This is a genomic window from Erwinia sp. Eh17-17, from assembly GCF_039675725.1.
Taxonomy (GTDB): domain Bacteria; phylum Pseudomonadota; class Gammaproteobacteria; order Enterobacterales; family Enterobacteriaceae; genus Erwinia.
Map to the genome: position 1 here is coordinate 125,525 of NZ_JBDFQT010000004.1, position 14,068 is coordinate 139,592.

Below are 14,068 nucleotides of genomic sequence, written 5' to 3' on the forward strand. Positions count from 1 at the left end.
GAATCTGTGACCTCATTCCCATCCCTGATGAAATAAAAGCTAACTCTTTTTTCATCAAGTGAAATTTTTCGTTCATCTGTTAGAATAACGCACGAAAGAACACTATTTTCCTTTTAGCGAGCCTTGCAATGACTAATAACCCAACTCAGCTTTCCCTGTTACAGGACGAAATCCGTCGCCGTTATGACACTCTGAGTAAACGCCTGAAGCAGGTGGCTCGCTATATTCTCGACAACAGCAACAGCATCGCTTTTGACACTGTGGCGTCGATTGCCCAGCAGGCCGAAGTCCCGCCCTCCACGCTGATCCGTTTTTCCAATGCGTTTGGCTTCAGCGGCTTCAACGAAATGAAACAGGTTTTCCGTCAGCATCTGATGGAAGAGACGGTCAACTATACCGAGCGCGCACGGTTGTTCCGCCAGACGGCAACGGACGAAGCGCAGAGCGCCCCGGAGAGCCCGGCGGAAATCCTCAACGTCTTCACTATGGTCAACTCGCAGGCGCTGCAGCAGCTGGCGATGCAGGTTAATCCCGACCAGCTGAATAAAGCCGTTAAGCTACTGGATGAAGCCGATAATATCTATGTCATTGGCCTGCGCCGCTCGTTCAGCGTGGCCTCTTACCTGACCTATGCGCTGCGTCACCTTGAGCGCCGTGCCTTCCTGATCGACGGCCTGGGCGGGATGTTTGCCGAGCAGCTGAGCATGGTGAACCCCAAAGATGTTGTCATTGCCATCAGCTACTCGCCGTATGCACGTGAAGCGGTGGAGCTGGTTGAGCTGGGTGCAAAACGTGGTGCCCATCAGATTGCCATTACCGACAGCCAGGTCAGCCCGCTGGCAGCCTTCAGCGACGTCTGTTTTGTGGTGCGTGAAGCGCAGGTCGACGGCTTCCGTTCGCAGGTGGCTTCACTGTGCCTGGCGCAAACGCTGGCAGTCTCCCTCGCGCTCAATAACGCCGAAGTAAAATAAATTATTTCCAGCGGGTGACTGTGGTGGGAACCCGTTAATATACGATATTTAATATCGCATCCATCTCTTCAGATTGATTAGCGCTGGCTTCTCCTTTCCCTGATTTATACAATTATGCTTATGGTTTTTATTTCCTCTGCAAGGATTAAGGAAAAATTATGTTTTCATGGAAGAGTTTTCTGGCCCTCATTTTTGCCAGTTGCGGTTTATCTACCGGGAACGCTGTGGCTGCAGGTACCGCCGGTGAAGGCGGCACAGAGGTTTTGATAAAAGGCGTGGTGATCGCCCCACCAGATTGCAAGCTAAACAATGGTAAGCGGATAGATGTTGATTTTGGTACTGTCCCGATCAATAAAGCGGACGGTAAAATGTTTATTAAAAAGGTCGACTATAATCTGGTCTGCACCAGTAAACCAAATGCCAACTATAAATCCATGAAGATGATGCTTTCGGGTGTTGAAGGTTTTAGCGAAGACGTGCTGCAGACCCATGAGATCCCCGATTTAGGCATTCGCTTTTATCAGAACCAAACGCCAATCGTTCTTAACACATGGTTCAACCTGCCCAGCCAGCCCGAAACCATGATACTGGAAGCCGCACCCATTATTAATCCGGGCAGCCCACTGCCGCAGACGAAAGCTTTTACAGCTTCCGCTACGTTGATAGTCACTTTCCAGTAATTCAATTTTATTCACTACTTGTTTCGCAGCGCTTCGTTGCGACATTTTCCCCTGCCATATTTTCCCTCCCCCTTATCATAATGACTTAGGCCGGCCTGTAAGCGCTAGCCTTCATCAGAAGGCTCCACTACAGATGTAAATCTGCGACTTTTGGTCTAAAAATTTTTTACATGCGATATTTCATCGCTATGAGGTTATTTTCTGCGATATTTGCAAACCATTCAGACTTAATTATTTAAATAAATTACAATAAAATATCGAAATTCTTTTTTTTGATGGAATTTATTATTGCCAACAGGATGAACAAGGTTACTATTCCTCAACATATATTGACGTAATTGAAAAGAAGAAACGGCATGGATTATCAGGTAAAACTCAGGATGAGGCATTTAGTGTCCCTGGTCGTGTTAACGCTCACGATAATGGCGTCTTCAGTTTTTCAGGCACAAGGCTATGTTGATGGTGCCTGCTGGGCAGACCCGATGAATAACCTGGTGATAAAGCCCTCTCTTTCCCTCTTTCCATCCAATAAAGCAGGCGCAACAGGGAAAATTAACTTTTCTACCAATCCTGCGATTTATTCAGGCTTGTGTTATTCCCTTACCCCCGGAATTAGAAGTGCTCCTTTTTTCCGTTCAGATGTCAACCTTATGCCGTCGTCTGAGAAAAACTGGTTCATACTGAATAACGAAGTTGAGTATCAAATAAATATATCATTTCCCAATTACTCACCAACAAGTCCATTTAAAAATTTATACCTAAGTAGCGCTACCGCAGGGGCAAATGGGGTTGGGATAAGTCAAATTGTTAATGCCTGGTATGGCAATAGCGGTTTTATTACATTCAGATTACGCAGAGACGTTATTGGTGGTGGATTTATTATTCCTGGCGGCGTTGAACTGGCTAATTTATTCCGTTACGCTTCCGCGAACAAATGGGCGAATACGCCTATTTATCGTCTGATTACTGAAACGGCAATAATGCCAATTCCGGTAGTATGCGGCATCAACGGCGGAAGATTGATCACCGTGCAATTCGATACTATTGATGCTGCGCTGGTGACAACCCGTCCCGAAACAACCCCCTATAAAAAAAATATCGCGCTAAACTACAGCTGCAACACCACCGTGACTCAGGATATTAAAATTAACCTGATTAGCGATAAAGCTACCTTCTCTGCCGATGCGATTAAAACCACGAACGCCGATATTGGGGTCGTGATGCAGCATAATGGTGTCACCGTGCCGCCGATGGGCTCTTTCGCCAGCAGGCTGGTAAACAATGTTGGCAATGATAATGTGACCTTCAGCGTGATTACACGCCCCACTGGAGTCAAACAAACCGGCCCCTTCACCGGCAACGCGGTGCTGCTGATTACCTCACTGTGATTGCGTATTGACGCCAAAGGGCAGCCCGCGAGGGCTGCCCTTTGGTTTTTTTTATATCAGGACAACAATGGACACCGGGTATCAATCATCCCTTACGCGGATACTCGTCGCTGTTCACCCAGGCGTGATCTTTCTCCCAGGTAAATTTCCACAGGCGAACCGGCCCGGCCATCACGTTCAGATAGTAGTTATCGTACCCGGCCACGGTCGACATCGGATGATAGCCGCGCGGTACGGTTACCACGTCCTGATTGTACGGTGCCATACAGACATCCAGCGAACGGTCGTCGGTATAGACGCGCTGCATGGCAAAACCGCGCTCCGGGTTGAAACGATGGTAATACGTCTCTTCCAGGTAGGTTTCGTCAGGGGAATCTTCCTGGTCGTGCTTGTGGCTTGGGTAGGAGCTGGTATTGCCCTCGTCGGTGTACACTTCCACCACCAGCAGGCTGTCGGCGGGCTTATCGTCAGGCAGAATATTGTGCACCAGACGTTTGTTGTTCCCTTTGCCACGCTGCTCAACACCCACATCAGCGGGAGCGATCAGGCGTGCAGGCAGCTTGCCCCCGGTGGCGGGCGCACTGCACACCGCCAGCTCAAGATCGGACTCTGCCACCACGTCCACCTGCTCGTTACCCGGGACATAAACCGAGTAAGGTGGCGTGCGTTCAAAGGGCGACATGCGTTTACCGATGTTCGGGAACTCCGCCAGGCGGGTTTTCACCGACGCCAGTCCCGCCACCAGCACCAGGCACAGTTCCCTGCTGCCGCTTTCAAGCCGCAGCGTCTGACCTTTTTTCAACTGATAAGCGTCGAAACCGACATAGCGCCAGCCTGCACTTTCCGGGGTAACGTGCTGGATACGGCCCTGCGCATCCGGCTTTTTTACTTTGGATAGCAATGACATACAGCCTCTCTGTCCGTAGGAGCGGGGTAAGCCTCGCCCCTGCTGAGAATTAACCTAACGTTGGCATACTGAATTCTGACACGGTTTTCTGACCGCTCGGCCAGCGCACGGTAGCGGTTTTCATGCGGGTGTAGAAACGCACACCGTCCGGCCCGTGCACGTTCAGCGCACCGAACACTGAACGCTTCCAGCCGCCGAAGCTGTGGAAGGCCATCGGCACCGGAACCGGAACGTTCACGCCGACCATACCTGCCTGTACTTCGCGCACGAAATCGCGCCCGGTGTGGCCATTGCTGGTAAAGATAGCGCTGCCGTTACCGAACTCATGGCTGTTCACCAGGTCGAGTGCCGTTTTATAGTCAGGAGCGCGGACGATGCTCAGCACCGGCCCGAAGATCTCTTCACGCCAGATCACCATATCGGTGGTAACGTTATCGAACAGCGTACCGCCGACGTAATAGCCATCAGGATTGCCCTCCACCTGAATGCCACGGCCGTCAACCACCAGCTTCGCGCCCTCAGCTTCACCTTTATCGATATAGCCCAGCACTTTCTTCTGGTGCGCAGCAGAGACGACCGGCCCCATTTCGTTTTCGTCTTTTCCTTTATGAATGCCAGGACCAACACGCAGGGCTTTCACCAGCGGGGTCAATGCGGCAATCAGTTTATCTGCGGTGTCGTCGCCGACGGCAACCACCACCGGCAGGGCCATGCAGCGCTCACCGGCAGAGCCGAATGCGCCGCCCATGATGGCATTGACAGTGGCATCCAGGTCGGCGTCCGGCATCACGATAGCGTGATTTTTCGCCGCGCCGAATGCCTGCACACGTTTACCGTGGGCGCTGGCGGTGGTGTAGATGTGTTCTGCCACGCCGGAAGAACCGACGAAGCTCACGGCCTGCACGCGCGGATCTTTGTACAGCTGTTCTGCATTTTCATTCGAGCTGTGGATAACGTTGAACACGCCGTCCGGCAGACCGGCTTCGGTCAGCAGCTCAGCCATACGTACCGACACTGACGGGTCAAGAGCCGGCGGCTTCAGCACGAAGGTGTTACCGCATGCCAGCGCAATCGGGAACATCCACAGCGGGACCATCGCCGGGAAGTTGAACGGGGTAATCCCGGCCACCACGCCCAGCGGCTGCATCAGCGAATAACTGTCAACGCCGGTCCCCACATCGGCCGAGTTCTCGCCTTTAATCAGGTGCGGAATACCGCAGGCAAACTCCACCACTTCCAGACCACGGGTCAGCTCACCCAGGGCATCTGACCACACTTTACCGTGCTCGCTGACGATAAGCGTAGCCAGCTCATCGCGGTGCTCTTCCATCAGGGCTTTAAAGTTAAACAGAATGCGTGCGCGGCGCAGCGGAGAGGTTCGGGACCAGCTATCGAAGGCTTCATGCGCAACGGCAATGGCATTAGCCACTTCATCACTGGTGCTCTGCGTCAGTTCACGCACCGGCTGACCGGTTGCCGGATCGTAAACGGGAATGGTTTCATTGCTGGCGCTCAGAGAGGTTTTACCGCCAATAAAGTTTCCTACGATAGTCATGTGCTGGCCTCTGTATAAGTAGTGAGTTCCCCTGCAGGCAGTCTGACGTCAAACCGCTGCCACGCCGGGCGAAACCGTGATTCATGCTGAGACAGTATAATATTGAAATAAATTTTTCAAATAATTCACTTTAGAAAATTCATTTTTAGCGGCCTGGATCGCATTTTTACCCTGTATCAGGTCGGTTAACGATCCCGCGCCCGTAACGGAGATAAAAAAAGCCCTCAGAGCAGGCAGCATGCGGAGCAGGCGTTTCACTGGCGGGCCGATATCACGCGGTATTTAGCCTGGCTTAAACGCCAGGATAACGCTGTCTTTCGCCAGTTTACTGACGCGAATAGTGAAATTTTGCGAGATGGATCTAAAAATTTAAATTTCATTATTAACTAATTATGAAATAAATGTTCTCTTATGTGTCATGTCCCACCCCCGACCGGCTTACAGTCCGACAATAAAGCTGGCGGGGTAATTTTCTTTGACGTTCCCCCTACTCAACAGGAGCCACACGATGGCTATCGATCCAATCCGTTTCTGTGTTAACCGTAAAATTGCTCCCGCCCTCAGCATTGAGGCGTTTTTCCAACTGGTGCAAAAGCTGGGCCTGCATAAAGTGGAACTGCGTAACGATATGAAAGGCGGCAGCGTCACCGATAACCTGAGCCACCAGCAGGTTCGCGACCTGGCGGAAAAGTATGGTCTGGAAATTGTCACCATCAACGCCCTGTATCCGTTTAACCAGATTAGCGACGATCTGCTGGCGCGCGCTGAAAGCCTGCTGAAAGATGCCCAGGGGATTGGCGCCAAAGCGCTGGTGATGTGCCCGCTTAACGACGGTACAAAGATTTCAGCCGAAGACACACAGCAGGCTCTGAGCACGCTGGCCCCGCTGTTTGCCCGCTACGGCGTGGAAGGCCTGGTCGAGCCGCTGGGCTTTCCGGTCAGCTCCCTGCGCTCCGCTGCTCAGGCGCAGCAGCTGATCCAACAGGCCGCGGTGCCGTTCAAAATTGTGCTGGATACCTTCCACCACCATCTGTACGAAGGCGCAGAGCAGGACTTTGCCGACGGTATTGATGTGAATCAGATTGGCCTGGTGCATCTGTCCGGCGTCATCGACGGCCGCCCGGTAAACGAACTGACTGACGAAGAGCGCCTGATGCTGAGCGGCGACGACCTGCTGAAAAGCGTCTGGCAGGTACAGCGTCTGGAACAGCTGGGCTACAAAGGCGTGTACGCCTTCGAGCCGTTTGCCTCAGTGATGGACAACTGGAGTGCGGACGATATCGAACGTGAAATCCGCCAGAGTATTGAACTGCTGCAGGGTTAAATAGAACGCGGGCCAATCGAAAAAAGATCGGGCCCTGCGCGACAAACGTCTTCATCTTATCTGTGTCATTTGACAACGGTCCCCTCACCGGGACTGTTTTTTTTCCCCACAGAAAAACCCCGGACGGGCATGCCTCCCCTGCAATCCGCGCGGCCGTCTTTCTTCCGCCATAAATCCGTCACACACCCCTCCTATACTTCGCCGCACTAAGTCCCAAAGAGGATAACAATCTGATGCAAGTTCCAACCTCAGTCACACTCGAGGGCATTCACTATGCCTTCGGCACGCAGACCGTGCTCGACCACCTCGATCTCAACATCGGGGCGGGCAGTATTGTCGCCCTGCTTGGCCCCTCAGGCTGCGGCAAAAGTACCATTCTGAAATTACTCGCCGGACTGCTGCAACCCCAGCAGGGCACGCTGCATTTTGGCGAACGCCTGGTGGCCAGTGCCGATTGCTGTACGCCACCCGAACAGCGTGATATTGGCATGGTCTTTCAGGATTACGCCCTGTGGCCACATATGAGCGTGGCGCAGAACGTCGCTTTTCCCCTGCTGATGCGCCGGGTTGCCGCACGTGAACGCAGTGAGCGGGTGATGGCCGCGTTACAGCGCGTCGGCCTGGCCGACTTCGCCGGGCGCAAACCCTCGGACCTCTCCGGTGGGCAGCAGCAGCGCGTGGCGCTGGCGCGGGCGATTATCGCGGAACCGAAGATCCTGCTGTTCGATGAGCCGCTGTCAAATCTTGACCGCGATCTGCGTGAATCCCTGTGTCGCGAGATGGCCAGCCTGCTGCGCCAGCTCGGCACCACCGCCGTCTACGTCACCCACGATCGCAGCGAAGCTGAGATGCTGGCCGACCGTATCGTCTGGCTGGCTGCGGGATCTGTTTCTGCTATTCAAACCGTTACATCACTCTCTGGGGAACTTGCATGAAATTGTTTAACCCGATGAAAACAGGAGCACTTCTGGCAATGCTGCTATCTTCCGGCATGATGATAACTGACGCCCAGGCGCTGACGGTCTACACCGCCGGGCCGGGCTCGCTGGCAAAAAGCCTCGCGGCGGGTTATGAAAAACAGACCGGCGTGAAGGTCAATATTTTCCAGGCTACCACTGGCAAAGTGATGGCAAGACTGGAAGCGGAGCAGGCTAACCCGCAGGCCGATGTTCTGATTTCCGCCTCGTGGGATACGGCAGAAGAGCTGGATCAGCGCGGCTGGCTGCTGCCCTATCAGAGCCCGAATGCAGAGCAGGTTCCGGCAGCCTTTAAAACTGACGCTTACGTGGCGCAGGGCATCTCCGCGCTGGGGATTGTCTGGAATACCCAAAGCGGCACCCCGGAGCCGAAAGAGTGGAACGATCTGACCAGTGCCGCCTTTAAAGATCGGGTGACCACGCCCGATCCCTCATTGTCAGGTGCCTCACTCGACCTGCTGATCGGCCTGCAAAACAGCATGGGCGACCGCGCCTGGGCGCTGTTCAGCAAGCTGAAAATGAACGGTATGGCGATCGCCGGGCCCAACGCCCAGGCGCTGACCCCGGTGCTACAGGGCGCGAAGGCCGCCGTTTTTGGCGCGGTCGACTACGTCTCGTATAACAGCATTCAGGACGGTGAGTCCATCAAGGTGATCTTCCCGGCCAGCGGCACCGTCGTGGCTCCACGCCCGATGATGATCCTGAAAAGCACCCCACACGCCGCAGATGCCAGAGCGTTTATTGACTATGTGCTGTCGGAAGAAGGTCAGAAGAAAGTGGCCGATGCCTGGCTGATGCCGGCGCGTTCCGATGTGGGTGCCAGACGCCCGCTGCTCAGCGATCTGACCCTCCTGCCTGCGCAGAGCGGCGGCAGCGCCGACCGGGGTTCCGTGCTGCAACGCTTCGGCGCGCTGTTCAGCCATCCTTAATCTTGCCAGGGGCGGCGCGTCCGCGCGCCCCTTCAGGAACCCGCAATGAACTCTCGTTTACTCCCACTGCTGACCGTGGCCCTGCTGCTGATCCTGGTGGCGATGCCGCTGCTGTTTATTTTGTTACAGGGGCTGTTTCCGGCGCTGGCGCAGGGCTCGCTGGCCGGTGCGTTCACCCCGATTCCGACCCTGCTGGCTGACCCGCAGCTGCCCGCGCTGCTCAGCGGCACGCTGACAACCGGCCTGAGCGTGGCGCTGCTGAGTGCGCTGATCGGCATTCCGCTCGGTACGCTGCGCGGGCTTTTCCACCTGCCGCTGGCACGCTGGTGGGATCTGCTGCTGCTGATCCCCTTCCTTACTCCGCCCTATATTTCTGCCCTCAGCTGGATGCTGGCGCTGCAACACAACGGCTATCTGTATCAGTCGATCGGTGTCGATCTCAACGATCTGCTGTTCAGTCAGAGCGGCATCACGCTGGTGATGACGCTGAATATCTTTCCGGTGGTCTACTTTGCCGTATCGCGCAGCCTGCTGGCGAGCGGGCAGCAGCTGGCCACCGTGGCGCGGGTTCACGGTGCCGGCGCCTGGCGTGCTTTCTGGCACGTCACCCTGCCGATGCTGCTGCCCGCACTGGCGGCGGGCGTACTGCTGGCGTTTACCCTGGCGATTGAAGAGTACGGCGTGCCCGCCGCGCTTGGGTCGCGCGCGGGCGTGGTGATGCTGACGGTCGGTATAGAAGAACGGCTGGCCGACTGGCCTGTCGATCTGCCTGGCTCGTCGCTGCTCTCCGTGCTGCTGGTACTGGTGGCGCTGGCCGCGTTTGCCTTGCAGAAAAAGCTGGTTGGCAATAAAGACGTTACCAGCATTAACGGCAAACCCGCGCAGAACAGCGGCATCCGGCTCGGCGCGTGGCGCTGGCCGGTGCTGCTGCTGTTCGGTGTCGTGGCCACACTGATGGTGGTCATCCCGATGAGTTCAATGCTGCTGACGGCGCTGCTATCCACGCTGTCCGGCGGAATGCACCTCAGTAACCTGACGCTGCGCCACTTCAGCGCTCTGTTTGCCATTCAGGGAGATGCGCTGACCGCGCTCTCCACCAGCGTCGGGCTGGCGCTGGGCACGGCGCTCATCACCGGGCTGTTGGGGTTTCTGGCGGCATGGCTGGTGGTGGTACGGCGTATTCGCGGGGCGGCGCTGATTGATGCGCTGTCGCTGCTGCCCGCCGCACTGCCGGGCGTGGTGGTGGGCGTCGGGCTGATCCTGCTGTGGAATCAGCCCTTCTGGCCAGTAACCCCGTATAACAGCTGGCCGATCCTGCTGCTCTCCTACTGCTGTCTGCTGTTGCCCTGGCCGGTGCGCTATGTCAGCAGTGCGCTGAAACAGCTGGGCAGTAATCTGGAACCCGCCGCCAGGGTACACGGGGCCAGCGCCTGGGCAGCACTGCGCCACATTGTGCTGCCGCTGGTGTTCCCCAGCCTGCTGGCCGCGATGCTGATGGTGTTTGCCATCGCCTCGCGTGAACTGGTGACCTCCCTGCTGCTGGCCCCGGCGGGCACACAGACGGTATCGGTGTTTATCTGGCGTCAATTTGAGCAGGGTTCCGTCGGCCAGGGCATGGCGATGGCCAGCATCGCCATGGGTACCGGGCTGGCGCTCATGCTGAGCGCGCTGGCGATCCTGCAACGACGCGGACGCTGACACCCGCTACCTGCCTGTCTCTTTCCCTCCCTGGGGTGTGGCATCCCGCGCCCCCTGCCCGTCTTGCGTTAAAAACCCGATCATTCCGAAAGTGAATGGCTACCCTGCCACAGCGGCTACACTTGCTGCGCATAGTGTCTAAACGGAGAAGCAATGGAACCCTTGCAGCAGGAGAAGATCGGACAAAACATTTTGTTAAAGCTGGCGACGCTGGTGGTCATTCTGGGCGGCATCAAGCTGTCTGCCGACATCATGGTGCCTTTCCTGATGGCGCTGTTTTTCGCCATCGTACTTAACCCGCTGGTCACCTGGCTGATGCGGCGCGGCATACGGCGTGGCCTCGCCATCGGCCTGGTGGTGCTCCTGCTGATGATTGTGCTGGGCCTGTTAATTGCGATGATTGCCGGTTCACTGCAGGAGTTCAGCGAAGTCTATCCGCAGCTCCAGGCACAGGCGGAACAGAAACTTGCGGTACTCCAGCATTTTGCTGCCCGCTTTCATATCATGATCTCCCCTGAATCGCTGGCGCAGCGTCTGGACCCCAATGCCGTGATGGATGTTGCCACCACCATGCTGGGGCAGTTCTCCGGGGCGATGACGCAGATTGTTCTGGTGATGATGACGGTCATTTTCATGCTGTTTGAAGTTCATCATCTGCCGTATAAGCTGCGCTATGCGCTGGTCAATCCGCAGATCCGCATTGCCGGGATGCACCGGGCGCTGAAAGGGGTCACCCACTATCTGGCGCTGAAGACGCTGATCAGCCTGGCGACGGGCGTGCTGGTGTGGCTGGCTCTGCTGGCACTGGGGGTGAAATTTGCCCTGCTGTGGGGCGTGGTGGCCTTTGTGCTGAATTATGTGCCGAATATCGGGCCGGTGATCGCCGGTGTTCCCCCGGTATTGCAGGCTCTGTTGCTGAATACTCCGCTGGAGGCCGGCCTGGTCGCGACGCTGTTTATCGCCATCCATATGCTGCTGGGCAATCTGCTGGAACCGAGGGTCATGGGGCGCGGCCTGGGCCTGTCGAGCCTGGTGGTCTTCCTGTCGCTGATTTTCTGGGGCTGGCTACTCGGTCCGGTCGGAATGCTGTTGTCGGTCCCGCTGACCAGCGTCTGTAAAATTCTGATGGAAACCACCCCCGGCGGCAGCAAGCTGGCGATCCTGTTGGGCAACGGGCGCAAATCGCATTGAAGCGCGGGGCGACCGGAAAAAAAGGTCGCCCCCTACGGAACACGCGGGTGGCACGTGAGTCCGTGTCCGCCATAACACCGGGCGACCGGAAAAAAGGTCGCCCCCTACGGAACACGCGGGTGGCACGTGAGTCCGTGTCCGCCAGCACGCGGAACGATCGGTGTAGGGGCGGACCCTCTTTTTCGGTCCGCCCGTAATATCAACCCCCGTTACTCAATGAACAACCGATCGTATACGTGCTGTAAATGGCGCTCCATACAGGCACGTGCCAGCGGGGCATCCCGCGCGATAATCGCGGCGGCAATATCGGCATGGTCCTGATTCATCTCACGCGGAAAATCGCTCTCCGCATAGTGGATCTCCAGACGCACAAAGCGCGAACTTTTACGCTTGTTCCACAGGTATTCCATCATATCGCGCAGCACCTCATTGCCGGTCATCGCGGCAATCAGCAGGTGAAAACGCTTGTCTTCACGCAGGAACTGTTCGTCATTAACGTGTAGCTGAATGAGGTCCTGGGTGATCTCCTGCAACTCCGCACGCTGGTCGTCACTGCCGTTGCGCGCGGCCAGTTCGGCCGTCATCGCTTCATACACCTGACGCGCCTGGATCAGCGCCTTGAGGCTGAACTCCTCTTCCGCCGGGGCAGTGTCGACCTGCGGCAGCGGGTTCATTACGTAGACACCGTTGCCGGTGCGGATCTCTACCCAGCCGGTGATCTCCAGGGCGATGAGCGCTTCACGAATCGACGAGCGGCTGACCCCCAGCTGTTTGGCCAACTCTCTTTCCGGCGGCAGGATCGCCCCGGCGGGAAACTGTCCCTTTTTAATGCAGCCAATCAGCAGGTTAGAAATCTGCCGGTAAAGGCGCTCTACTTTCAGTGTCGGTAATTCCATACCTGTTCCGGGCGGAGGATGTGATGGGCTGAGCTTATCACAGGGGTCCACAGCCGGGCGAGGCATGCCTCACCGCGTGGTTGAATCGGGGAAAAAATGGCCGGGCTGCGATCGCTGTCACGGAACTCTGACGCGGTTAGCGTTTATGCTCTGGTCCAGCGGCCTGACCACTGGGCCAAAAAGACGCTGTGACTACCGACCATAAAACGGCCGTTGAGCCGCACAAGGAACACCGATGACGGTTTCTGACTTTGAATCACCTTTACAAAAATCCAGCCGCCTCAGGCGGATACAAACCGTTTCGCTGACGCTGCTGTTTTTCGCCGGGATCATTAACTTCCTCGATCGCGGATCGCTGTCGATCGCTAATGCGGCGATCCGCCAGGATCTCGGCCTGTCTGCCACGGAGTTCGGCGTGCTGCTGTCGGCCTTCTCCCTCTCCTACGGTATTTCTCAGCTACCCAGCGGGCTGCTGCTCGACCGTTTCGGGCCGCGTATTGTGCTCGGTGGCGGCCTGCTGTTCTGGTCGGTGATGCAGGCAATGGCCGGGGCGGTAAACAGCTTCAGCCACTTTATTATGCTGCGTATCGGGCTTGGTATCGGTGAAGCGCCGTTTATGCCAAGCGGCGTCAAGGTCGTCAACGACTGGTTCAGCGCCCGCGAGCGCGGCCTGCCGATGGGGATTTTTAACTCTTCCACCACCTTTGGTCAGGCCTTCGCGCCGCCGATCCTCGTGGCGCTGATGCTGGCCTTTGGCTGGCGCATGATGTTTGTGATTATCGGCGTGGCCGGGGTGGCGATTGCCCTGTGCTGGTACGCGTGGTATCGCAACCGCGACCGTTTTGCCCTGACGCCGGAAGAACAGCAGTATCTGGACCAGGGTTCCACGCCGTCGCAGAAAACCCGCGTATCGCTGAAGGAGTGGGGAGCTTTATTTAAGAAGCGCACCGTGTGGGGGATGATCCTCGGCTTCAGCGGCGTGAACTACACCGGCTGGCTGTATCTCTCGTGGCTGCCGGGTTATTTACAGGCCGAACGCGGCCTCAGCCTGAGCAGCACCGGCTGGGTTGCCGCCATCCCGTTCCTGTTCGGATCGATCGGAATGCTGGTCAACGGCACCGTGGCCGATCGCCTGGCCCGGCGTGGCTATGCGCTGGCAAAAACCCGTAAGGTGCTGATCTGCCTGGGCCTGGTGTGCTCCGCCGCCTGTACCCTGCTGGTGGTGCAGTCCACCTCTACCGCCATGGCCGTCGGCTTTATCAGTCTGGCGCTGTTCTTTGTCCACTTCGCCGGTACCTCGGCATGGGGGCTGGTGCAGGTGATGGCTCCGTCGCGCATGGTGGCGTCGGTCAGCAGTATTCAGAATTTCGGCAGCTTTATCTGCGCCTCATTCGCGCCGATTGTCACCGGCTGGGTGGTCGATACCACCGGCTCGTTCAATATGGCGCTGGTGATCTGCTCCTGTGTGACCTTCGCGGGGGCACTCGCCTACTTCTTTATCGTCAAAGACCCGATTAGTGACTCATCAACTTAACATCCGGGGCGTTATCGG

Annotated in this window: 12 protein-coding genes; 9 read left to right on the forward strand and 3 right to left on the reverse strand. The window is 56.6% G+C overall.

Annotated elements, in window-relative coordinates; all coding sequences use genetic code 11:
• Window positions 1-128: 128 nt before the first annotated feature.
• The 3 genes from ABEH87_RS13055 to ABEH87_RS13065 all read left to right on the forward strand — a co-directional run bounded on the left by ABEH87_RS13055 (window position 129) and on the right by ABEH87_RS13065 (window position 3,039).
• Window positions 129-971 (forward strand): MurR/RpiR family transcriptional regulator, encoded by an 843-nt coding sequence (locus ABEH87_RS13055; RefSeq protein WP_346576810.1) that lies wholly within the window; start codon window positions 129-131, stop codon window positions 969-971.
• 158 nt (window positions 972-1,129) lie between these two features.
• Window positions 1,130-1,651 carry a fimbrial protein gene (locus ABEH87_RS13060; RefSeq protein ID WP_346576811.1) on the forward strand — a complete coding sequence of 174 codons (522 nt, stop codon included), beginning with the start codon at window positions 1,130-1,132 and terminating at the stop codon, window positions 1,649-1,651.
• Window positions 1,652-2,007: 356 nt separating this feature from the next.
• On the forward strand, window positions 2,008-3,039 hold the full coding sequence (locus ABEH87_RS13065; protein ID WP_346576812.1) for a fimbrial protein: 1,032 nt from the start codon (window positions 2,008-2,010) through the stop codon (window positions 3,037-3,039).
• An 85-nt stretch (window positions 3,040-3,124) separates the two neighbouring features.
• On the opposite strand, the gene iolB is transcribed toward ABEH87_RS13065, so the two are convergent.
• Window positions 3,125-3,946 carry a 5-deoxy-glucuronate isomerase gene (iolB, locus tag ABEH87_RS13070; RefSeq protein WP_346576813.1) on the reverse strand — a complete coding sequence of 274 codons (822 nt, stop codon included), beginning with the start codon at window positions 3,944-3,946 and terminating at the stop codon, window positions 3,125-3,127.
• A 49-nt stretch (window positions 3,947-3,995) separates the two neighbouring features.
• Entirely contained in the window at window positions 3,996-5,501 is a 1,506-nt protein-coding gene (locus tag ABEH87_RS13075; RefSeq protein ID WP_346576814.1) for a CoA-acylating methylmalonate-semialdehyde dehydrogenase, read from the reverse strand.
• Between the two features lie 508 nt (window positions 5,502-6,009).
• Here ABEH87_RS13075 and ABEH87_RS13080 point away from each other — a divergent pair.
• The 5 genes from ABEH87_RS13080 (at window position 6,010) to ABEH87_RS13100 (ending at window position 11,620) form a co-directional block, all read left to right on the forward strand.
• The gene (locus ABEH87_RS13080) at window positions 6,010-6,825 is read left to right on the forward strand and encodes a TIM barrel protein (RefSeq protein ID WP_346576815.1); all 816 of its coding nucleotides are present in this window, start codon (window positions 6,010-6,012) and stop codon (window positions 6,823-6,825) included.
• A gap of 233 nt (window positions 6,826-7,058) precedes the next feature.
• Window positions 7,059-7,760, forward strand: coding sequence for an ABC transporter ATP-binding protein (locus ABEH87_RS13085; RefSeq protein WP_346576816.1), 702 nt, complete (start codon window positions 7,059-7,061; stop codon window positions 7,758-7,760).
• Window positions 7,757-8,731 carry an ABC transporter substrate-binding protein gene (locus ABEH87_RS13090; RefSeq protein WP_346576817.1) on the forward strand — a complete coding sequence of 325 codons (975 nt, stop codon included), beginning with the start codon at window positions 7,757-7,759 and terminating at the stop codon, window positions 8,729-8,731. The genes ABEH87_RS13085 and ABEH87_RS13090 overlap by 4 nt, the downstream gene beginning before the upstream one ends.
• A gap of 45 nt (window positions 8,732-8,776) precedes the next feature.
• On the forward strand, window positions 8,777-10,429 hold the full coding sequence (locus ABEH87_RS13095; protein WP_346576818.1) for an iron ABC transporter permease: 1,653 nt from the start codon (window positions 8,777-8,779) through the stop codon (window positions 10,427-10,429).
• A 153-nt stretch (window positions 10,430-10,582) separates the two neighbouring features.
• Entirely contained in the window at window positions 10,583-11,620 is a 1,038-nt protein-coding gene (locus ABEH87_RS13100) for an AI-2E family transporter (protein WP_346576819.1), read from the forward strand.
• 209 nt (window positions 11,621-11,829) lie between these two features.
• On the opposite strand, the gene ABEH87_RS13105 is transcribed toward ABEH87_RS13100, so the two are convergent.
• Window positions 11,830-12,516: a FadR/GntR family transcriptional regulator gene (locus ABEH87_RS13105; protein WP_346576820.1), complete on the reverse strand. Its 687-nt coding sequence runs from the start codon at window positions 12,514-12,516 to the stop codon at window positions 11,830-11,832.
• 235 nt (window positions 12,517-12,751) lie between these two features.
• Here ABEH87_RS13105 and ABEH87_RS13110 point away from each other — a divergent pair, with 235 nt between their 5' ends.
• Window positions 12,752-14,050 carry an MFS transporter gene (locus tag ABEH87_RS13110; RefSeq protein ID WP_346576821.1) on the forward strand — a complete coding sequence of 433 codons (1,299 nt, stop codon included), beginning with the start codon at window positions 12,752-12,754 and terminating at the stop codon, window positions 14,048-14,050.
• The last annotated feature ends 18 nt before the right edge of the window (window positions 14,051-14,068 follow it).